At 55.6% G+C, this 23,026-nt stretch carries 15 protein-coding genes and 3 pseudogenes; all 18 read right to left on the bottom strand.

Features of this window, described 5'->3' with window-relative positions; genetic code table 11:
* Window positions 1–101: 101 nt before the first annotated feature.
* The 18 genes and pseudogenes from MMB48_RS03430 to MMB48_RS03345 all read right to left on the bottom strand — a co-directional run bounded on the left by MMB48_RS03430 (window position 102) and on the right by MMB48_RS03345 (window position 22,920).
* A complete protein-coding gene (locus MMB48_RS03430; RefSeq protein ID WP_032744711.1) occupies window positions 102–2,117 on the bottom strand; it encodes an ABC transporter ATP-binding protein in 2,016 nt (671 codons plus the stop codon).
* Window positions 2,114–4,072 (bottom strand): ABC transporter ATP-binding protein, encoded by a 1,959-nt coding sequence (locus MMB48_RS03425; RefSeq protein ID WP_032744712.1) that lies wholly within the window; start codon window positions 4,070–4,072, stop codon window positions 2,114–2,116. The genes MMB48_RS03430 and MMB48_RS03425 overlap by 4 nt, the downstream gene beginning before the upstream one ends.
* The gene (locus MMB48_RS03420; RefSeq protein ID WP_032744713.1) at window positions 4,069–4,602 is read right to left on the bottom strand and encodes a MarR family winged helix-turn-helix transcriptional regulator; all 534 of its coding nucleotides are present in this window, start codon (window positions 4,600–4,602) and stop codon (window positions 4,069–4,071) included. The genes MMB48_RS03425 and MMB48_RS03420 overlap by 4 nt, the downstream gene beginning before the upstream one ends.
* Before the next feature lie 283 nt (window positions 4,603–4,885).
* Window positions 4,886–7,054: a sensor domain-containing diguanylate cyclase gene (locus tag MMB48_RS03415; protein ID WP_050496292.1), complete on the bottom strand. Its 2,169-nt coding sequence runs from the start codon at window positions 7,052–7,054 to the stop codon at window positions 4,886–4,888.
* Between the two features lie 33 nt (window positions 7,055–7,087).
* Window positions 7,088–7,753, bottom strand: a complete 666-nt coding sequence (locus MMB48_RS03410; protein WP_032744716.1) for a DUF4956 domain-containing protein — start codon at window positions 7,751–7,753, stop codon at window positions 7,088–7,090.
* A gap of 92 nt (window positions 7,754–7,845) precedes the next feature.
* Window positions 7,846–8,670 (bottom strand): polyphosphate polymerase domain-containing protein, encoded by an 825-nt coding sequence (locus tag MMB48_RS03405; protein ID WP_032744717.1) that lies wholly within the window; start codon window positions 8,668–8,670, stop codon window positions 7,846–7,848.
* A complete protein-coding gene (locus MMB48_RS03400; protein WP_032744719.1) occupies window positions 8,663–10,474 on the bottom strand; it encodes a CotH kinase family protein in 1,812 nt (603 codons plus the stop codon). The genes MMB48_RS03405 and MMB48_RS03400 overlap by 8 nt, the downstream gene beginning before the upstream one ends.
* 3 nt (window positions 10,475–10,477) lie before the next feature.
* Window positions 10,478–12,015 (bottom strand): annotated as a pseudogene (pelG, locus tag MMB48_RS03395) (exopolysaccharide Pel transporter PelG).
* 1 nt (window position 12,016) lies between these two features.
* Window positions 12,017–13,435 carry a GT4 family glycosyltransferase PelF gene (gene pelF / locus MMB48_RS03390; protein WP_012577027.1) on the bottom strand — a complete coding sequence of 473 codons (1,419 nt, stop codon included), beginning with the start codon at window positions 13,433–13,435 and terminating at the stop codon, window positions 12,017–12,019.
* Window positions 13,432–15,309 (bottom strand): DUF2194 domain-containing protein, encoded by a 1,878-nt coding sequence (locus MMB48_RS03385; RefSeq protein ID WP_032744721.1) that lies wholly within the window; start codon window positions 15,307–15,309, stop codon window positions 13,432–13,434. Before MMB48_RS03385 ends, pelF begins: the two co-directional genes overlap by 4 nt.
* Window positions 15,306–16,220, bottom strand: coding sequence for a hypothetical protein (locus tag MMB48_RS03380; protein WP_032744722.1), 915 nt, complete (start codon window positions 16,218–16,220; stop codon window positions 15,306–15,308). Before MMB48_RS03380 ends, MMB48_RS03385 begins: the two co-directional genes overlap by 4 nt.
* The gene (locus MMB48_RS03375) at window positions 16,217–18,442 is read right to left on the bottom strand and encodes an NAD-dependent epimerase/dehydratase family protein (RefSeq protein ID WP_032744723.1); all 2,226 of its coding nucleotides are present in this window, start codon (window positions 18,440–18,442) and stop codon (window positions 16,217–16,219) included. Before MMB48_RS03375 ends, MMB48_RS03380 begins: the two co-directional genes overlap by 4 nt.
* A gap of 259 nt (window positions 18,443–18,701) precedes the next feature.
* Window positions 18,702–18,923: pseudogene (locus tag MMB48_RS03370) on the bottom strand (glycoside hydrolase family 3 protein); the annotation flags it as partial.
* Window positions 18,924–18,969: 46 nt separating this feature from the next.
* Window positions 18,970–20,289, bottom strand: coding sequence for a glycoside hydrolase family 5 protein (locus MMB48_RS03365; RefSeq protein ID WP_230581266.1), 1,320 nt, complete (start codon window positions 20,287–20,289; stop codon window positions 18,970–18,972).
* Window positions 20,290–20,302: 13 nt separating this feature from the next.
* Entirely contained in the window at window positions 20,303–20,704 is a 402-nt protein-coding gene (locus MMB48_RS03360; RefSeq protein WP_025332407.1) for a nucleotidyltransferase substrate binding protein, read from the bottom strand.
* Window positions 20,691–20,978, bottom strand: a complete 288-nt coding sequence (locus MMB48_RS03355; RefSeq protein WP_012577018.1) for a nucleotidyltransferase family protein — start codon at window positions 20,976–20,978, stop codon at window positions 20,691–20,693. The genes MMB48_RS03360 and MMB48_RS03355 overlap by 14 nt, the downstream gene beginning before the upstream one ends.
* Before the next feature lie 112 nt (window positions 20,979–21,090).
* Window positions 21,091–21,504: pseudogene (locus MMB48_RS03350) on the bottom strand (glycoside hydrolase family 3 C-terminal domain-containing protein); the annotation flags it as partial.
* Between the two features lie 138 nt (window positions 21,505–21,642).
* Window positions 21,643–22,920: a glutamate-cysteine ligase family protein gene (locus tag MMB48_RS03345; RefSeq protein ID WP_032744726.1), complete on the bottom strand. Its 1,278-nt coding sequence runs from the start codon at window positions 22,918–22,920 to the stop codon at window positions 21,643–21,645.
* Window positions 22,921–23,026: the final 106 nt, after the last annotated feature.

Raw genomic sequence — 23,026 nt, 5'->3', positions numbered from 1 at the left:
GCGCCAACACACGGCTCTCAACATAGAAAACCGCACCTCAACCACCGGATGAGAATTGCTTCAACCCGATAATCGAGGTGCGGTTTTTGCTGGCGTACCGGCTACTCCAGTTCCACCGCGCCGGTGTACAGCTGGTAGTACTCGCCCTTCTGCGCGATCAGCTCGTCATGCGAGCCACGCTCGATGATGTTGCCATGGTCGAGCACCATGATCACATCGGAGTTGCGCACGGTGGACAGGCGGTGGGCGATGACGAAGACCGTACGGCCCTTCATCAGGTTATCCATACCAGCTTGCACAACCTCTTCAGTGCGCGTATCAATCGAGGACGTGGCCTCGTCAAGGATCAGCGCGGGCGGATCGGCCACCGCCGCACGGGCAATGGAAATCAGCTGGCGCTGGCCTTGGGACAGGCCGGAACCGTCGCCTTCGAGCACTGTGTCGTAGCCCTTGGGCAGCATGCGGATGAAGCTGTCCGCATTGACCAGACGCGCGGCCTCGATGCATTCCTCATCGGTGGCGTTCAGGCGGCCGTAACGGATGTTGTCCATCACGGTGCCGGTGAACAGGTTCACGTCCTGCAGCACGATGCCCAAAGACATGCGCAGGTCAGGCTTCTTGATGCCGGCCACGGAGATGCCATCATACAGAATCTGGCCGTGCTGGATGTCGTAGAACCGGTTGATGAGGTTGGTCACGGTGGTCTTGCCGGCACCGGTGGCGCCGACGAGCGCGATCTTCTGGCCGGGCTTGGCGAACCAGGTGATGTCGTGCAGCACCGGCTTGTCCGGGTTGTAGCCGAAGGTCACGTTGGTGAAGCGCACGTCGCCGCGCAGCAGCGTATAACGCCCATCAGGCGAGGTGATCGCCTGCTCCTTGGCCTTCATCGCCACCTCGCAGGCGGAACCGCGCAGCTTTTCGGCGGCCTTCAGAGACCTCGTACCATCGTCGCCGATCTCACGCTTCCACGCCCAGTGGCCGGTCTCATGGTCGACTTCGGTCATGGTGCGGCCGTCCGGCCCAAGTTCGACGTTCACGAGCGTCACGGTGCCCTTGTCTTCCTCGATGGGTTCGTCCATCAACTTGAAGATGCGGGAGGCGCCGGCGAGCGCCATCATCACCATGGTCAGCTGCTGGGAGACCTGGCCGATCGGGTTGATGAACGAGCGGGATAGGGTCAGCAGGGAGACGAGCGTGCCGAGGGTGAGCGGCTTGACGCCGGTCAGGCCGATGTCGTTGACGCCGGCCAGCGAGACGGCGGCACCGACGATGGCGAGCAGGATGTAGAGCAGGTAGCCCATATTGCCGACGACCGGCATGGTGGCGTTGCCCCAGGTGTTCGCTTCGGCGGACGCCTCGAAGAGTTCCTCGTTCTTTTCGTCAAATGTCTTCTGGGTGGCGTCCTCATGGTTGAAGACCTTGATGACCTTCTGGCCATTGACGGATTCCTCCACGAAGGCGTTCACGTCGCCGATCCACTGCTGCTGCTTGACGAAGTAGCGGCCGGAGCGGCTCACGATCTTGCGCACGATGAAGTAGAGCAGAACGGTGAACACGATTACGAACGCGGTGAATGGAATGGACAGCCACAGCATGGACAGCAGCGCCGCGGCCGCGGAGATAATCGAGGAGAACATCTGCGGGAACGACTGCGAGATGGCCTGGCGCAGCGTATCGGTGTCGTTGGTGTAGTGGCTCATGATGTCGCCGTGCTCGTGGCTGTCGAAGTAGCGAATCGGCAGCTTCTGCTGATGGGCGAACATATCGTCACGAATCTTCTTGAGCGTGCCCTGTTCAACGGGGATAATCAGCCACTGCCAAGCCCAGGATGTCACGATACCAGCCACATACAGGCAGCCCATCAGACTGATGGCGCGCAGCAACGGAGCCCAGTCGGGGTTCGATTCCCCCACCATCGGCAGGATGTAAGTATCAATCAGCGATTGGAGGAACAGCGCGGATCCGGCCTGCGCGGCGGCACCGACCAAAATGCACACCACGATGGCGATAACGCGCAATTTGTATTGGAAGATGTAGCCGAAGATGCGCTTGATGGTTCCGGGGTCGGCTTTGCCCATGGCGGGCTCGCGATTCTTGAAACTCTGGTCGTTGCTCATCGTGCTTCTCCTTCCTTGGTATCGGCTGCATTGGTATCAACTGCGCTGGTATCGGCCGTGGGCATGGTCACTGTCACCGTCACGGTTTCGGACGGCTCAGCGGTAGATGACTCAGCAGCCTGTTCGGCAGCGGTCAGTTCTTCGGTCTTAGCCTGGTTCTTGGTCTGGGATTCGTAAATGGAACGGTATTCATCACAAGTGGTGAGCAGTTCCTCGTGCGTGCCGGAGGCCATGATACGGCCGGAATCCATCACCAGAATCATGTCGGATTCCTGCACGGAGGCCACGCGCTGGGCAATGATGATCTTCGTGGTGTCCGGAATCTCGTTGTGGAATGCGGCGCGGATCAGCTTGTCCGTCTTGGTATCGACGGCGCTGGTCGAATCGTCGAGAATCAGAATCTTCGGCTTCTTCAGCAGCGCACGGGCGATGCACAGGCGCTGGCGCTGTCCGCCGGACACATTGGCGCCGCCCTGCTCGATGTACGTGTCGTACTTATCGGGGAATTCCTGAACGAATCCATCGGCCTGCGCGAGCTGCGCGGCATGGCGAATCTCCTCATCGGTGGCATTCGGGTCGCCCCACCTGAGGTTTTCGGCAATAGTGCCGGAGAACAGCACGTTCTTCTGCAACACCATGGCCACCTGATCGCGCAGCGCCTCAATGTCATAGTCGCGCACGTCCACGCCGCCGACCTTGAGCGAGCCAGAGCTCACGTCGTACAGTCGCGGCACCAGCTGTACCAGAGACGACTTTGCCGAACCAGTACCGCCGACGATGCCGATGGTCATGCCGGAGCGAATCTTCAGGTTGATGTCGTCAAGCACGGGCTTTTCGGAACTGTCGGAGTAGCGGAAGGTGACGTGGTCGAATTCGATGGAGCCGTCGGCCATGTCAGTCACCGGCTGTGCCGGGTTCTGCACCGTGCTTTCCTCCTGCAGCACCTGGCAGATACGCTCGGCAGAAGCCTGAGAAATAATCACCATGACGAAAATCATGGACAGCATCATCATGGCCATAAGAATCTGCATGGCATAGGTGACCAGCGAAGTCAGCTCGCCGGTGGACAGGCCCAACGCCGCATTATTGCCGGAAGCGACGATCTGCCGCGCGCCCATCCATGCGATGAGAATCATCGAGGCGTAGACGCACACCATCATGATCGGCATGTTGAAGCTCATGATGCGTTCGGCCTTGGTGAAGTCCTTGAAGATGCGCTGGGAGATGCGGCCGAACTTGGAGACCTCGAAGGATTCGCGGTTGTAGGACTTGACCACGCGGATGCCCTGCAGGTTCTCGTCGACCACGTTGTTCAGCGCATCGTAGGTGTGAAACACGCGCTCGAACACGGGGTGCACGAGCACGACCAGACCGCACAGGCCGATGGCCAGAATCGGGATGCAGGCCAGGAACACCATGGAAATCGACGGGGAGATACGGAACGAGAACAGCCAGGCTACGACCACCATGATCGGGGCACGCACGCCCAGACGAATGATCATCATGTAGGCGTTCTGCAGGTTCGTCACGTCGGTGGTCAGTCGGGTCACGATCGAACCGGTGGAGAACCGGTCGATGTTGGTGAAGCTGAAGCCCTGCACCTTCTCGAACTGGTCCTTGCGCAGGTTCTTGGCGAAGCCCGCGCCGGCCACGGCCGCGTACTTTCCGGACAGGAAGCCGGCACCCAGCGAAACCATCGCGCACACCAGCAGAATCACGCCGAACTTGACGGTGGCCGGCATGCTGCCACCGGTGATACCCTCATCGATCAGCGAAGCCATGATGGTCGGAATCAGGATTTCCAGAATACCTTCGACCGCCACGAACACCGGAGCCAGGATGCTGGCTTTCTTGTATTCACGAATCGAATGGCCCAGCGTGCGCAGTACATGTTTGGGCTTGTCCGGTTCGACGGCTTTGCGCGCCTGCGCGATTGCCTCTGCGGTATCGCTCATTCGTTCTCCTCCTTCGTGTCAGCAACCTCCGCTCCGTCTTGATCGGGAGCCATCACCACAGGTGACTGAGGGAGTGTTTGATGTTCAAATTCGCGTTGTGCGCGCTCGATGTTCGCACACATGCGTGCGACGTAGTCGCGCAGAGCGGCCTTCTCTCCATCGGAGAAGCCACCGACCAGCAACCGTTCGACCCGGTCACCATTCGCCTTGAGATCGGCGACGATCGCGTCCGCCTTGTCGGTCAGGACGATGCGCTTGCAGCGCGCGTCATGCTCCACCGATTCACGGGCGATCAGGCCCTTCTTCTCCATCAGGGCCAGCACACGCGAGGCGGTGGACCGGGTGATGCAGAATTTCTGTTCGATGGTGTGCTGGTAGATCTCACGACCGCGATTACGCGCCAGGAACATGATGATATGCGCGTTGCCGCCGGTGGTTTCCCTGGCGGTTTGCGGCATGCTCTCGCCCAGATAGCGGTCGACGGCTTTGGTTACCGCACGCATTTCGATGCTGAGAATATGCCGATCCATTGTCCTCCGTACCATGCGGGGCCGTGTGCGTTTGCACCTTCACCCCACATTGTTGTATACGCAACAATTCATGATAAAGAGACCCATATACAACAGTTGCACATACAACAATCGGCGCGTTGTAGTATTTCCAGCTTTTCCGATTTTGGCGTGTAGGGGCATGTGTCAGAGGCGGGTTTGGATGGCGTGCCTGAAGCCGCCGGCGTGCAGCAGGCTTCTGGTGATGGTGGTGTCGAGGTTGCGGAATCCCAGGACTATGCCTCTGAGGGTCTCGAGCCTTCCGCTACGGCAGCACCTTATGTTCGAACACCCACATGGTCTCGTCCGCGGATCTGCTGTCGGTAAGAATCGTCAACATGAACCGCTCACCGTCGTTCCTCACGTAACCGCATTGCACTGCACCTTCCGACTTGAGCCGGCTACGGACGACATCGTAGTCAAGCAGTCGCAGGAGACCTTCTTGATATTCGGGAACAATCCTCACACAGCAAAACTCACGTAATGCTTCGCGGAAGGAACCGCCATGACCATCAAGCATACGCTGAAAGAAATCGGGCACCATGATCGAACGCTGCGTATCGGTATTCAGATTGACGATAAATGACACCGGATAACGTACATTCAGATATTCAAGCAGCATTCTCACATCCCCATTGCGCACCAGAATATTCTCAAGCTGGTTGTTGAGCATGCGGAGCTGGCGTTTGCCTCCACCATTGACGTAATGCTGTTTCTTGTCCTGGCGCATACGGATTTCCGCCTGCTTGATGAGGTCTGGAAGATCCCCTCCATCATCGGATTCGGCCATGCCTACGGATATATCCCAATCACCTTTCAGAAAATCCCGACGCATACGCGCCATCCGACGCATACTTTGGCTCACTGTATGGTTGCAGCTGATAATCACGAACTCATCACCTCCGATGCGGTAGATCCTGTCGTCCCCGAAGCAGGCACGCATCGCATTCGCAAGGCAGCACAACACTGAATCGCCCTTGGCATGTCCCAAATGGTTGTTGATTTCATGCAGTCCATTCATGTCGACGTACACCACCGTCAACGGCTTGTCATGCGGGGCCTGGATGCACTCCAAATCGTTATCGTAGGCATTGCGGTTGAGTAGTCCCGTAAGCGAGTCCCTGCGGTAATTATCGGCATCACTGCATGCCAATAGTCCCATGGGCAGATTCCGTCCGACCAGCACCACAGCCCAAGGGTCGGATGGGGAGCATGCGTGAGTGGGAACCGCCGCGAATGTGACTACGCCGGTTTTGGCCAATATCTCGCTGCGGTATATCCCCAGCACGGTTTCCTGCCTGTATAGCCGTTCCCGGATCGAAGACAAATTCAGATCGGCGAGAAATCGTCCGACATCGTCAGGATGCACCACCCGGCTGGCGGTCACCGCACGCATGTAGGCGCCGAATTCGTCGACTTCCGGATCGGGAATCACCCCATCTCGTTTGATGGCACGGTATTCGCCTGTCGCCACATTCAACCGAGATATTTCCGCCAGACCATCAGCCAGGATTTCAAAGGCGTCGGCCGCCAACGCGGAGACTCCCAACAGCACCCGGCCGTTGACGGTCACATGACCGCGATCCAGGTAATCGCACGGCATATCCCAATAGTGCCGACCGTCGGCACGCTCGGCCAACAGCGTTTCCATCCGTTTCACCGGCAGTGGAGGGTAGAAATAATACCCTTGGATGTATCCGCATCCGACTGCTTCCAGCCAATCGACCTGTTCCTTGGTCTGGGCGCCCTCGGCGATGACCATCAGATGCAGCTTCTTAGCCATCACAATTATGGATTGGATGATTTTCACGCCTTTACCGGCATTCTCCTTGCTCAGCTCGATGAACTTCGTGTCCAGTTTGATCATATCGACATTAATGTCTTTGAGCATGTTCAGCGAGGAATATGCCGAACCGAAATCATCCATCAGCACCACGATGCCTCTCGCATGCAGTTTACGGATGGTGTCCTTCACCATGGACAGGTTTTTCGCCACGGTGCTTTCGGTGATTTCCACCCGCAACAGACGCGCGTCGACGTCATATTCGTTCAACAGTCCGCCGATCATGTCGGCCACATCCATCTGGTCGATATCCATCATGGACACGTTCACGGAAACCGGTACCAGATTGCGTCCTTCACGCTCCCATCTGCCCAGCATCTCAACCACGAAGCGCCATACGAACATATCCACATGGCAGATACGCCCGGCTCTTTCCAATACCGGGACGAACCATCTTGGGGGAATCACGCCATATTTGGGGTGATTCCAGCGCACCAACGCCTCAGCTCCTACAATGGTTCCTGTCTCCGCATTGCATTTAGGCTGCAGATAACAGCAGAATTCGCCGTTTTCGAGCGCATGATCGATGTCTTCGAATGTGAAGAAAGGCACCAGCTCGTTGTCGGACGGCATTCCGCCCATTTCTGGCATGTCGGTCACTCGGTCCTCCCCTCGTCGAAAAAACTATCCGTGGTATTCGCCGTTGTACTGTATCAGTGTGACGTCCTCGACGCCGTCAATCGCACGGATACGTTCGGCGAACGTCATATCCTTGTCGTCGCAAAACACTTCAACGGCCATTTCCGTGCGTTCGCTACGCATGGTTTTGGATTTGACGAAGAATTTAGTGCGTCCGAACGCGCGCATGATCTCATCGCCAACCATATCGCCCACATAGTGGATTACCGCAATGTACACGCGTCCCTTGTCCTGATGCGAATAAAACAATGCCAGCATGCCGATCATCACCAATCCGGCCACAATCACCAGCACATACATGCCAGCACCCGCCGCAATACCTGAAGTAATCGACCAGAACAAATACAGCAGATCCATCGGATCCTTGACCGCGGTACGGTAACGCACAATCGACAACGCACCGACCATACCTAGGGAAATCACGATATTCGTACTGATGGACAACGTGACCATGCAGGTGAGCACGGACATGCCCACCAATGTGACCGCGAAACTGCGCGAATACACCACGCCCGTGTAGAAACGGCGGTACACGTAGTAGATGATGATGCCGACGATCAACGCCACCAGCAATGCCAACGCCATTTTGGGCACATTGTATTTGCTGAAGGATTTCAGCACCGACTTTTTGATCATGTCATTAACGCTCATAACGCTGCTCTTTCTCTCTTACTTCCTTGATTTGCAACGTGTATTGTTTCGGGATACGCCAGCCGAAATGTCAGCTGATTACAGGCTCGGCTTTACAGGCTCGGCACGCTCCAACCTTCCTGCCAGTAGCCGAATCCCCGCAAATACGAAGCTTTGTCATAACAGAGCACGTATTTCGAAGCCGATGTCAACTCCTGAGCTTTGCCTGGCAACAGATCGCGTACCATTTGTGGCAGGAATTCAGTGAATTTGACTTCCATCACCAGTTTTCCAGGCTCAAGCACGGGCAATACCGGCAGTGTGGAGTCGAAAATATCGAATCCTCCAACCGCCGCACGCACATTCATATCGAAAGTGACACGCACGGTACCAGCGTCAAGAATCCACGGTTCGCGCTCATAATCGACGATCACACGCGGACGCAACACATTGCACATGCATTCCACATAAAACTCGCGGCACAATTGACGCTCGCTGTCGCGCAAAAACTCGTAATCGCCGGCAAGAATGCGGTCGAACTGCTCATGGGTGAGCGGCGCATCCTCCTTGTAAATCCAACTGTCGCTTTTGCGTTTGCGTTCCAGTTTGATCACGCGGTCGCTGTAATCGTAGATGCGAATACGGTATTTCTTGCGCAGCAGCACACCGTCGACTTTTTCCTGATACGCGGTGTTCCAATAATCGTCGAAGTACAGGCTGCGAATCATATAGCCGCCATTACCCGCATGCTTGTCAAGGCCAAGCAGCGGTGCCATGCGCACATTCAAATCGGCTTTTTGCGCGTATGAGATCAGATATTTGAGCTCATGACGGAACCGTTCCTTGGCCGTGCGCGGCGGAACGGAAAGCTCTTCGCCGACACGGTTCGCGATGCGGCCGAGCAGCGACGTGCCATGGTTGCCGCGGCCGCTACTCATTGGCATCCTCCACAATGCTGCCGTCGGCTTTCACATAGAAGCATTTGGTGCCGTAAATCTTGTTGCCGTCGGTGATGTAATGGTCGAACGCGTCTTGTGTGTAGCCTGACGCGTTGCTCACGCTCACCTTGATGAAGTACTGGCCTTCGTCAGGCATGTCCATCACGGCTTCCGGCAGCACGACATCTCTTTGCGAGAACACTACGTCGTCGCCCGCATAGTCCTTGGACACGGTGACGGCGTAACGCAGATCCTCATCGTTGAAATCGTAGGCCACATCCCAGTTGAGCCTAAGCTTGCCGTTGGCGGGAGTCGGCTTGCCGATATAGAACGGCATGGGCTTGTTGAATCCGGTTTGGTACGTCTGGTAATTCTGCTCGATTTCGCTGTGCAATTGGTCTGCCACCGTGTCGTATTGGCTTGACGTCAGGGGCTCATGCATGGAGTCGGGCATCTTCTGCACGTATGGCTCAACGATGGAACGATACTGCCGCACCATGGAATTGATGCGACCGGCGCTCATGTATTTGTATTCGTCGTTGACGGCTTTATCGAGCGCGGTGCGGAACGACTTGGTCTGCAGGCAACGTCGTAACAGTATGTTGCCCCAATAGTTGCTGATGCCGTTTTCCCAGCTTTGGCCGTCGGCACGTTGCCTGATCTCATATTCCTTGCGCATGAGCATACCGTCGTTGTCCCAGTCAAGCAGGTAAAAAGTATGCGAATTCGTAGGACTATATAGGTACACATTACGGTTTTGCGTGTCGATATTGCCGGTCAACAATTGGAATGCCATCCAATATGCGATGTTTTCGGTATCGAAATATTTGCCGAGGATTTCGCTCATCGGCACGGAATAATCATTGAGATCATTCAGCATGGCGATCAGTTTGGTATGGTCGTTGTCGCCTTTGATTTCGAGTTTTTTCTCAAATTTCGTCTGATCGTAGTCGGGATCGTCGGCAAGTTTGATCACATCTTCGTCTCGATAGAATTCAAAATCATTGACTTTGTACAACTGGCCGTTTTTGTCGAGTCCGTGCGCCTGCAATGCGGTTTTGTTGAGTTGTTCGACTTGCGTGTACAGGCCGTAATCGTCGAAGGAATCCGATCCGCTGGTCTCGTCTTTCACATACAAGTGCACGAATTGCGTGCGCAGGCCCATCATCTGGTCAATGCCCTTGATAAGGTCGTACGCCATTTTGTTGCGGAAACGCAAGCCATCGTTCACATGTTTGTTCAATGCGATGGCGCGCTGTCCACGCCACTTGCCTTTGCCGTTTTTCAACTCGATCTTGTAGTTTTTCTGCTGAAATTTACTTGACGATTGGCCTCGTATCTGCACGGTGGCGTTCGGCGCGCTTTCGCCGAAGCCGAGTTCGCCGGAGACGGGACCCTGCTCATCGCCCACCTGCAGCAGACCATTGACCTTGTAGCGTTCAACGCCCATGGCCGTATAGTCATCTGCGGAATATTGGTTGATCTCGCTCCAGCTATGGTCGGTGCCTTCCGACGAATTACCGCGCGATACCGTCAAATACATGGTTTCCACGCCGCTATCGTCATACACCTTGTATAACGATTCGTTGTCGCGCAAGTGTGCGCCGTCGATGCTCTGTTCAGCGCTTTTCTTGACTTGCTCATGCGTCTGCGACGAATCCGATGATTGCGATTGCTCATTATCGTTGTATGACGAAGTCGCGCATCCGGCGCAGGAAAGCACCGTCAGTATTGCCATCAATGCCGCTATCCGCTTGACAAGCGCGGTAATGGCTTTTGCGCTGCGTCGATTCCACCATGTCATGATTTACGATTCCTCCCGATTCTGCCATCCGTTTTCTGCGATACTCGCCTTGTTAGAAGACCGTGCATGCCTTGGACGATGCAATGATTGGTCGATCCGCTGTTCGCCACGTTCAAGCAGCATGCCCAATTCCATGAAACGTCCCCGCTTTGTTTGCGCCACAATCGGCTGCTGCCCCAATACTCGGTACGGCAGATTGTCGGTATATGAGGCGAGACGGAAAGTCGCGTATATGGCAAACAACGAAGCGCCCATCAGGAAACCGAAACCGAACAGTGTCGTAGTGAAAAACTGACTGATCACCGTGAACACAACCGTTGAAACGGCAAACAATGCCGATGCCGTCAACGCACCGGAATAATCGGTGAAGTACAGCAGGATCAGCATCACGGTGTTGCCGACCGCATAAAGGGCATACCCCACGCAGAGCACACGGAAATATCCGTGCATCACATCGTTGAAACCCAAAGGAAGCGCGTTCAGCACTGTTTTTCCAACGAAATCACGGCAGCGGTCACCAACAATTGCTTCAACGCCGTGTAATGCAATTCTCGATTGAGCACAGCCAGCATTTCATTTTCGGCGACGGTAATGTCTTTGACCGTGCCTCCATCATTCAACAAACTGTAATACGACCGATATGTTGGGTAGAAATTGACCTCCACCGACACCACAAAATTCACCGTGGTGATCAGAATCGTCAAAAACGCCAGCATGGCGGGCACATCGTAATATGGCGCACCATAAAACAAACCCTTCACCTTGATACCAAGAGGTCCACACCAAGTGATCACCAAATGGGCGAGCAGGCCGATAGTGGTGAACAACCCGGTCAAGGCCAACGGCAGAAACTGATCGACCCACTGCAAAAAAAGCCACGGATGCTCACGACTTTGCGGAAAATAACGATGCAACAAGAGTACATCCCACACCAGCATCACACCATAGCCAAGCACCACTGCGAACAACAGCGACTCCACAGGAGGGCATGCCAACGCAAGCAACACGCATGACGTGACGAACGCCACCAGCACCGCCGCAACAAAAGAATACAGAATGCTTTTGTAATCTTTAATGGCCGTCAAATAACTCATCGCATTCCAGTTGACGACCATTTCAAGAAACAGCCATAAACACAACACACCCTGCATCAGCGTGGCTCCAGAAAACAGCAGAAACACCGTGTACAACACCGCGCCCGCTACCAACATGATGCCGGTAGACCCCCAAAACGACGGCAGAATCATCTTCTCATCGTGATCAAACAGCATATCCGCCAAAAAACGTGTGACCGGCATCGACAGAAAACTTGTCAATACCAACGAGGAGAGCAATGTGTATGTGATCATGCATACAAGCAGATCACGGTCGGGGCGGCCCACCTGCCACCAACTGCTCACGATCAGCACGCCAAACTGCAGAAGCACGCCCAGCAGCATCGGGCCGGCGCAAATCACGCCGGCATAGCCGTAGGCTCGCAGCATCGCCATCAAGCCCCTACGATGGAACAGTTTCTTCAGTTCAAATCCAATACCGGCCATATCAGCGTTCCAATCCGAACTGATCCGCGGTATCGGCATACAGCTTGCGATAATCGTCAAGCATGCGCTCATGACGGTAATAGGCGTTCACACGATTGCGGCCGATCTGCCCCATGGTTTCACGCAACGTACGGCTGGAACACATGCGTTCCATCGCCCCGCTTAAGCCTTCGCGGTACATGGGAGGCACATAAAAGCCGGCAGTGCCGAAATCGTCGCCATCCTCGCCTTCCAAAAGCTCGCGGCAACAGCCGACATCAGTGGTCACGCACGGGCGTGCGGCTGCGAACGATTCCAACACCGACAATGGTTGGCCTTCGGAAATGCTGGTCAACACGGTGAAATCAAGCTTGCGCATGTATTCGACCACGTTCACACGTCCTGTGAACTCAAGATTGCGCACACCCAACTGCTCCACAAGCTCATGGCATTCGTCGGCATACTCCTGATCGTCAACACCGCCGAGAATATGCAGGCGAACGTTGTCAACACGAGATGAAAGCCCATGAAACGCGTGAATCAGGGTCTTCACGTCTTTGATGGGAGCCATGCGCACCACCGCACCGATATCGACCCAACCGTCATCGGGCTTCAGGGGAATATCACAAAAACGTTCGTATTGAATGCCATTGGGAATAACCTGGCAGGCATCGGCGGGAGCACCCATACCGATTTGGATAAGACGGGCACGACCGAACAAACTAGTGACACGCCATGCACGCTGGTAGATATGTTCTGAAAGCATGTAGAAGAAACGAATCCAACGCGGACGGAAAGCCGGCAGCACCCATTCGGCGGAAATAATCTCCTCTTCACGTTCGCGCGTATAAATGCCATGTTCCGTAAGCAATACCGGCGCATGGTTGATGGAACCGCCCAAACAAGCCAGCAATCCGCCATATCCGGTGGAAATCGCATGGTATATCTGCGCTTCCGGCACTTCGCCGCCCATCAAGTACAACACCGGCAGCAACATGGAGCGCACAGTATGGAAAGCGTCGGCATAGGCCACATACGGATATTCTTCCATGCAGATTTGCGTAAACAGGTCGATGAATTCACGGCTTTGCAGGAACGAAAGCGGATGCACGCCTCTTGTGTGGAACAGGTTGAAAAGCACATCCCAGTCCGGGCTGCCAAGATTCACCAGTTCGCGCAATGACCGCAATTCCCCCTCGGTGAACGACACTTGCGCTCGTTCACCGCTCAGACGCAAGGCGTCGTCGAGGAACACCTCATGCACTTCCACCACATTGCCGGGCAGGTCATATACGAATTTGCCGCGGTCTTCGGCTTTGGCACCGATCACCCACAACACGAACTCGTGCTCTTTCATCGCTTCGATATAACTATGCATCCACGTGGACACGCCACCATGCACGTACGGGTAGCATCCTTCCAAAACCAGGCAGATTCTCATGCCTCTCCCCCGGTCTTGCGTTCGATATGAACCGTGGCGCTCGTGGCTTTGAGCAGATACAGGTTCCCGGTCAGCTTGGTGAGGCTTCCGCCACGAACCCTGCCAGGCGTGCCATTGTTCGCACGGAACATGAGCCAGCCCTGATCGATAAGGTTGCCAAGATGCAAATCCCAACTATCATCGGACGTTGCCATCGAAACCGTCAATCCTGAGAATCGCTGCACCGCCGCAGCGCATTCCGTTCCAGTCTGCATACGAATGGACGGAGCCGACTGTTCCAACCAATCCAAATAATCTTCTAATCCCTTGCGATAGGTTTCCCAACCTTCTTTCGCGCCACGATCTTCATCAAGCAGATCGTCGGGATGCATGAAGTGCGTGCTCACATAGTGCATGTTCAGTTCGGAAACCGCGGCAAGACGCATGTATGAATTATTCACCATGCTTCCCGACACAATACGGGGAGCTTCAACCACACCATCGGCTGCCACGCCGAACTCCTGCACATACTCCAGAGAACTGTCGGGAGGAAAGGCCATGCTGGCGATGGCACGAATCTGAGGCATATCCTCACCGATGATTTGGCGGCCTTCACTGGAAAGAATATTGGACGGCGGCACATAGACCGACGATGTCGCAGCGGGAAGCACTGTCTTTTGAAAGGCAATCAGTTCGTTCAACGAATCGACGATGGCTTTGCGATTCGGCCATTGCACGTACGTGTATTCGTTGCCGTAATCCGTATTCGGCAACACCAACGGCTGATGGTTGTACCCGTGATATCCGATTTCGCCGTTTTGCCGAAGCAGCAATCCTCCGTAATACTCGAATTGTGTGTTGTCCGTCTGCCGTACAGGATCATTCTTGGTGTCATCGCCGTAATTCTCAATCATCACACCGGTGAAACGAATACCGTACCGTTCCGCAAGACGCACCAAATCTGGCCACCATACTTGAGAATAGAATTCGGAAATGCTCATGTTGTAGTCACGTTTGATGTATTTGCCATTGCCAGACGGTACTGGAGACGGAAAATCGTCCAGGTAGAAAGCCGCGCTGTTAATCACCGGATAGGCCATGGCGGAACTGAGCAGACTGAACGCCAAAGCGTAAAATCCTCGAACCATCTTGACGTAAATGCCGATATTGCACATCACAGCCGTTCCTGACTCCACCGAGCTCCTCCACACCAATGGCGTTCTGCCATCGCTGCTGACCGCCTCCACCTGTGCACGATCATTCAACGCGACGCTCAGCGACGATTTGAACGGGTCACTGAACATGTATGTCTGACCGCCACCCAACATAAAATCCTTGGACGGTGTGATGCCCTCAGTCACCACATATTTGTATGCGGACGATTCAATGCCGATCTGCGGGCCGATCACATCCAGATAGCCGGTTTTCTCCGGGGTCATGGCGAACATGACGCCGCCGCCCTTTTTGACCCATTGCATGATCTGCAGCACATGTTCGTCCAACGGATCCAAGTCGGGCATGGCAATCACCATCGTCTGATACTGCTTCAACGTAGGAATCTCGTCACCTTGCGCAAGATCGACGGTGACAGTGGGCACTTTCATGTCAAGAAGCACGCGGTCAAGCATGCTTTCAGCATCGGAGACACCCTCCTGCGAACTGTCGATCACCAAAAGGTTCGTGGCTTTTTCGCCAGCGATGGCGTCGGCTGCTGGAATGGCTTTGTCTCGATCCAAGTAGGTGATGTCGAACCGCGTTGCACCGTAATGCACGCCCAGGCTCTCCACCAGCAACACCAAAGCGATGGCCATGAACATGGCCCAGACTTTGACCAGACCTTGCCAGCGGAATCGCTTCCACTTGGCCAACACGTCTGACAGGAATCCTCTGGTCATGCGCGTTCAACCTCCTTGGTTCCAGTCCAGAACCGCAGAGCTCGTCTTCCCTGGCCACCGAGATAAATATGTTTGCTTTCGATCTGCTGAACGGTTTGATGCAACGCATCGCCATCATTGCGTGCGGCATCGAGTCGCAGACGCATCAGCCATACATCGCCTTGATCCGGCCACCGTTCCATAGCGCCGTCAACGGTGTGTGCGGCATCATCAAAAAGTCCAAGATCAATCTGCATTTGCGCAAGACGGCACGCAACGTGATAATCGCCATGTTGGCGAAGTCGTTCCTGCAACACTTCGGCATATCGTTGTTTCTGCAACTGCAAAGCGTATCCTTGCGCAATACCGGAATTGACATATCGTTCCAGCGCATCGCAATACCGTTCCAACATCGTTTCGGAATTTCGATGCTGCAGATAATCGTTACGGCAGCGCTGCAATGCAAGATCTTCCTTGGCACTGATCTGCGCCAAGGCGGTAGCCGCGTAATGCACGACTTCCACATCCTCATTCAGTCGGGCCTGCGACAGCACATCGATATAACGGCTGGGATTATCGTTGAGAATGGACATCACCAGACTGCGCCGCTGACTCGAATCATTGACGATCAACGCCTCTTCCAACGGCACTGTATTGGCGAAATCGGCTCGTTCCCCAACGAGAATGCTTCGACGCTCCTCATCATCCACACGCATTTGCTCAAGCCCCGGAACCGTGTGCTCGCCAGCGCGAATCAGCGTGCTCGCATGCAGCAACAGCACACATAACGGCCCCCACAATGGCACCAGCAGCATGAAAGGAAGCAGCCGCCCCTCCACACGAAGCACGCCAACGCGAGACAATACGCACAGCAGCACGCATATCATTACATGCACGGCGATAAGCAGCATCGCCATCACCGTCGCATTCATGCTGCGCCACCTTCATGCGATGCGGAGTCATTCGGCGCAGCGTCACTGCGCGGCGTTTCATCCGCTTGCGACTCGGCAGCTACTTGTTCCGAAGCCTCAGCCAGCAACGAATCTTCCTCGTGGACTGAAACCAACTTCGCATGCAATCCAGCCTGGGTCAAACGACCGTTGATGATCGGCAGCTCATGCTCGCTGACCTGATTCATGAGCACATACACATTGCCGTCCTGCAGTACACCGGCCTCATCCGTTTGACGAAGGGCTCCCCTCAGGCGGCTACCATCGTCTTGCCAGGCGCCTTCCACACGCAACAGCAGATGATTGCTCATATGATCGTACTTGAGCTCGTTTGCAGCCAGCACTTTGGGCAGGAACGCCTGAGTGTTCAAGAATTCCGTGCCGGGCACCAGCATCGTCTGCCGCGCAACATTCTCATAATCGAAGGCACGCACCATCGCGGATTGCACCAAGCCGCACATGATGGTGAACAGGTTCTGGAAGTACAGGTTCATTTGGTCGGGCTGCGCTTTGGCAAGCACAATCACCACGGCCAGCTTGCCATCGGCATGCACGCCCGCCGCATACATCGGAAGGTTTTGTTCAAGATTGCGGTTTACCCACAATCCGTCATGATCCAAGGCCGTGACAATGTTGGCATAATTCTCAAGCAGCACCGATTTACTGAATAAGGATTCGGCCTGCGGACTCGCGGCCACCAAACGTGCGAAACGACCACCATTATCGATTCGGTAAATACCGAAACTATCGCCGCCCAACGTATCTTGCATAATGCGAATGGCCGCGTGATACAGCTTTCGAGGCAGCACTTCGTCCAATTCACGGGTCATCGCATACATTTTGCCGAAACTGTCGCGCCTGCCGATAATCTGTCCGCGCAGCATACGACGATCATCAAGCACATCGTGGTACAGGTCACGCAGGAACGCAAGTCGTTCACGCAGCAAACTGTTTTCGTCACGCATGAATCGCAGGTTTTCGCGATTGCGCATCTGCACGTATCCGCATACTGCGCCGGCAACGAAATACACTACGAACGCAAGCCAGTTCGACGTGTCGTAAAACAGTGGAGCGAATGACGCGCCGTTCGACGCGTACGACAACGCCATGCCGGCACATGCGAGCGCGGCCGCGAACACGCCTGCGTTCATTCCGTACATCGTGCCGACGATCACCACGAAAAACAGGCGCAAATCCACGGTTCCCAGCTGACTGTCGCCTTGTACCGCGGTGCGAAGCAGTTCCTCCAGTATGAACGTGACGCAGATTTCGAATACGATCCATGGTTTCGAATGGTTACGCAGAAAATCCCAGATCGGGTGCTTTTCGGACTGTTCCCGCGCACGCGCCTCTTTCCAGCGTTGCAGCACCAGGGGAAGATCCTGTTTGAGCGAGTATCGTGGCGACCAGCCATAACGCAAGCGCAGCGCATGGTCGTCTGCCGGGTAACTTTGGGGCCTGTCTTCGCCAAAAGTCACCGACAATCCGGGAAATGCCGCGCTGATCACATCAGCCAAATCACCGTATGTGAAGTTGAACACGTTGGGCACGTGGAATACTTCGCTTTCGGCGGTCCAATCGTCGAACATGCGGTAGATCAGTTCGGCAAGATCGTCGGCGCAGAGAAAGCATGTCTGCTGCTGTTCGCGTTCACGGAATGAGATCGACCCTGCTGACGCCTGTTCGAACAGCCTGCCGAAATATGCGGTTGCCCCATTGCGTTCGGGTGCATACAGGTATGGGCAGCGAATGATTTTCGCTTCCAGACGGTAGGTGCGTGCGTAGTACAGGCAGAGTTCTTCCAGCGCTCGAGACATCTGGCTTTTGCTGGTATCGCGTACGTCGGCGTTTTCCGGATAGATGAATTCAGATTCGGGGCCGCTGACCATCAGCATTTGCGTTTGCCTGTTGCGAATGGCATGCAGAAGTCTTCGCAATGCTCCCAGATCGCCGTCACGGTCACTGCGTGGGGTCAGATTTTCGGAAAAGAATACGATGCGATCAAATTCGTATGTAGTAAGGGTTTCGGCAAGGGTGTTGGCGCCAGACATGTTGACGATTCTGAGACGGTCATTGCCGCCTACGGTACCTTCTCGTTCCGCTATCACCACATGGTCTCGGGGAAAGGCATGCTGAATCCACTGTTGGGTAATGAAATCGGTATCACCGACCAAAAGCACTTCATGCTGCCACCCCATTACCATGTTTGGTAGGCCGCCTCGATGGTCGGGGCCGGGTCGCCGGTCCTGGTATGACTTTCCTGCCCTGTCGTTGATGATCCGGGGGTGTTGTCGCCGGGAACGCCCCCCCCCCGTGAATACTTCCCTAAACGGGGGTATGGCATAGTTCTGTCCACAAACCCTCCATTGTCCCTGCCTTACGGTATTCCAGTGTAATCCGTTAACAGACAAAATCCCCCTCAACGGGGGTTTCTTACGCCGTGCGATTGCCTCGCTTCAGCCCTTACTTCGCGAGCTTGGCGTACTCGTCGACCATGAACTTGGCGATCTTCTTGCCGCCTTCGCCCAGCAGGGTGGACAGCGAGTTGATCGGCATGGAGTTGAGGAACATGCGCATCATGGCGTTGTCGGGCAGCTTCGTCAGCTCGCCGGCCTCGCCGGCGGCGGCCACGGCGGCCACGATCTTGGCACCGAACGGATCAGCCTCCCATTCGCCGTAGTGTGAATATCGAGCACCTGCTGCAGTCCGGCTTCGCCATGATGGACGGCATTCAGCTGCGTTGGCTGCGCTCCCCCGGCCAAAGTCTCAATACCATGTGGGCCGACTGCGAGGATGTGCTGATGCCTCTGCCCCTTTGGGAGGGATATCGCTGATTGGTGCGGCTGCACGCCATCCAACCGGCGTGCCAGACGTGGGTGAGGTCCCATGGGTCGAGACGTGATGTGTCGGATTGCGGTTCGATGGTAGGTAGGAAAGCGCGATTGCCGCGCAGCTGGTAGCTCCAGTAGATCTGTCCGGCGGACGCGCTCCACGCTTTGCGCTGCATGGCGGCGACCTCGCGGTAAATAGAGCCTCTGATTGATGCACTGTGCATAGCGTTTTCCTCGGAGCGACCGCCATCGCCCGAATGCTTAGCGATCATCCGATTTACCAGATTGTTGGCCACACACCACTCCCCCACGATCACTGGCGTATAGCGCGCTGCTCGGCGGATACGGCGTTCATTCCAGCGCACGAATAGCCTATAACAGCTCATCATCCATCGCTCCGGAATCATACGGAATAGTGGAAAATGCTCGGCCATGACCAGATAGATATGCGTATCGAGCATGACGCCCCGCATGCCCTCCCGCACAAACCAGTCCCGCCAACGGCCCAGTCGGAAGCCGTCATGGAACACGATGGCTTGGTTCTCGGCCAAAATCGGGCGCAACCGGCGATACGACTCACGGTAGAAACGCTTGAGGAACACCATTGGAATCGGCCCACTCCTCCGTGCTTCAAAGCTATCCTTTGCCTGCCTGCTCGATGACGACGTAGCGTACGTCAACCAATCGATCGGCTCATTCAGCACCTCGATACCGAACAGCGCCGCGCGATCGCGATACCGGCGAGCCAGACAGGCCAGCACATTCAACGCATAGGCGACCGCTCGCGGGCTATGATGCCAGCGCACCACGCCGGTGAGGCCGCCGTTGTCGAATCCATTCTGTGAGCCGGGCACCGTGTGCAGGTCGATAAGAATCTTGAGACCGGTACGCTCGGCCCAGTCGAACGCCCTGTCCAAATACTCGATGCAGCCCGGATGACCGGACACATCCCCGAAGATAAAATACGGCACAGGAATACGCACCAGATTGCAGCCATGCGCGGCAATGTTCCGAAAATCAGCTTCAGTGATATACGTGTCGCGATGCCGCGTCAGCAGAGCCTCCAACTCAGCAGACTCCGTAGCCCGATGCAGCCAGATCTCGTCCGCTTCGCCGCTGGCGGCAAAAATCCCCGGCTTCATCCACTTTTCCAGCACCAGCCAGTTACCGAGGTTCACCCCATTGATTTGCTCGCCAATGCCCAGCGTGCCCAGTGCCATTATGTCACCCGCGCTAATCGTTCAATGCTTCGCCGTAACGAACGACCAACCCCTGATTCACACGCTCAAATTCGGGGATGTAATCAACGATGATGGCATCTACAAGACGCCGGGCGCGTTCCTCATCGTAGATATGAGCAGAATCATTGCGATCGCGCAGCATACGCAGCCACAACGATTCGTCCATGAAATCGTAATATTGGAAAGCGGTTTTGAGCACATCTCGCGGAGAACCGGAAGCAGAAACAGGGTCTCCCTCATAAGCCAGCAGCGTCTTGAACAGTTTCCAACCAAGCTCAAACTGCAACTCGAACTTGTCAATGATGCCGCTCTGGATGAAATCATTGCTGAGATCCTGTTCGGGAGCCTTGCGCAGCGACTTCAGTGCGGAAACGTAATTCTCATATTTTTTCATACAATACCTTTCCGCTACGCTCAATCTCCGCCCTCAGCGATGAAGAAATCGGCTCATCCAGATTAATGACATCAACTTTAAGCAGTGACCACAGATTGTCCTGAAGGTTCTGCTCCAAGCGATTGAAATCGGGGCAACCGGCCACGGCAAGATCGATATCGCTTTTAGGCCGGTTCACACCCTTTGCTCGAGAACCGAACAGCACGACCTTGCGAGCGCCGGCATCAGCGGCGAATGTACGAATCTGTTCGTACACGTTCTCGATAGAAACCATGACGCCTCCCGCCGTATGCAGAAAATCCCGGACCACCCGCGCTTCCATCATACGGCCGCGGCCCACTCACCGCACGGAGCCCGAACCACCCGAACGCGGCGACGCAGTTGCGGGAGGCGGGCAGCACCTGCGGCTTGGAGCTGATGAGCACGGTGACCATCGGCTTGCCGGTTTCGCGCGAGATGGCGGTGAGCGCGTCGAGCAGGGCGTTCTGGCCGCCGAGCAGTTCGAGCGTGGCGGTGGAGCAGATTTCGCCGACCAGCTGGACCACGTCGCCGACCACGGCCACGATCAGATCGGACTGGGGAGCGTTGGCCACGGCTTCGTCGATCATTGCTTGATCAACGGCGGCGGAAACGCCGATTTTCGGGCGAGGCTGGCCGTCCGGATAGAACTCGCCGGTAGGGTCAGGCACGAGGTCGATGACGTTCGCGCCGCGCGAGTAGACGACCTCGCAATCGTCGGCGGTGAGCTGGATCAGGCCGTCGAGCACGGTGGTAATCATGTCTCGAGGCTGTCCATCTATCCGCATTCTCCCCACTCCCATGCGCAACCACATCCAATATCCTTGGCCGGATATGCAAAACGGTGCCAAAACAAAACATTCTGTCATGCCTTCGACACCGATATCGCGCAATAGATTTTTCTGTATATGCTTCTTCGCTTACTCCTGGAATACGTCGGGGTGCTTCAGATCGCCGGGAATGTCGGACAAAAGGCCTTCGAGCCCCAGGAATTCCTTCCAGAAATCGAGCGGCTGGCCGTATGGCGAAGCCTCGCGACCGTGGGCCTGGATGTTGGCCTTGGCTTCGAACACCTCTTCCTCGCTGATGCCCTCGAAGTAGCTTTCCAGACGTTCACGGTGCTCAGGCACGTAGAACAGAGAGGACACAATCTCCGTCAGACGTTCGGCACGCTCGATAGGCAAGGAATCCCAGTGGCGAAGCTCGATGAAGTTCTTCAGACGTACGTCATTGAAGTGCGTGGAGATGATGTGGTTGATCTCGTACGGGTTGAGTTCGCGGTCCGGGTACACCTCCCCCGCGTTCTCACGGAAGGCCGGGCGATGCAGTTCCTTGGGGCTTGCTCCAGAAGCCACAGCTTCAGGGGTATGGGTCAGGTCAGCGAACATAAGCGGCGTGGACAACACGTCGATGGCGTAATCCTCCCAACCATAGCGAGCATCGAACAGACCGGGCAGCACATTGGTGCGCTGGAAGTCCAGATAATCCCACATACGCTGGCGCAGCAGCGGCCATGGGTTCGTCTCACCCTCGAAATACGGGGCGTTACGGAAGAAGTAGGCCAGAATCGGGCCGATAACTGTGCCCAGACGCAACTTTTCGATGGAGTCGCGCTCATCCACATAATCAATGCTGACCTGAGTGGAGGCGGAGCAACGCATCATGCAGGGGCCAAACTGACCCACGCGGCCGAGGTAGTCGGTCATTGCATCGTAGCGATCCTTGGGGTTGACCGGCACATCCGCAAAGCTGGACTTGGGCTGGTAACCATAGTTGACCAAGCGGAAGTCGAGATCGTCAAGAATCGGGTCGAGCTCGCGACGAAACTTGGAGTACAGCGTACTTAGGTCGCTCGGCTTCTTCAAAATGCCGATTGAGGTTTCCACCTGTCCGCCGGGCTCGAGGGAAACGGCGACGCCGGGACGGCCGAGACCCACCAGATGGCCGTTCTCCCAGTATTCCTTCTCCTCGTCGTAGTACGGAGCCAGGCGTTTGAGCAATGCCTCGATGCCATTCGGCTCGTAGTAGCTTACGGCAGTGTCGTCGCTGTTGTGCACGGGCAGGTGCTCGATCTCCACACCGAAGCCACCGGTGCCACGCTGGGAGCGACCGTTCTCAAAGAACTTGAGTAGGCTTTCGACGTGCTTGGGGTTCGGCTTGGCGAGCAGGTGCGCGTAACTGATTCGGGGAGTAACCATGCTTTGTATCGTATTCGAGCCGGCCGGCGCGCGTGCCCGAAAGCCCGCAATACGCTATACGAAAAACCGATAGCAGGCTCCGGCCCGGTTTCTCGCTCTAGAGACT

The organism is Bifidobacterium sp. FKU, assembly GCF_026016385.1.
Lineage (GTDB): Bacteria > Actinomycetota > Actinomycetes > Actinomycetales > Bifidobacteriaceae > Bifidobacterium > Bifidobacterium infantis.
This window is presented reverse-complemented; position numbering and strand designations above follow the sequence as displayed.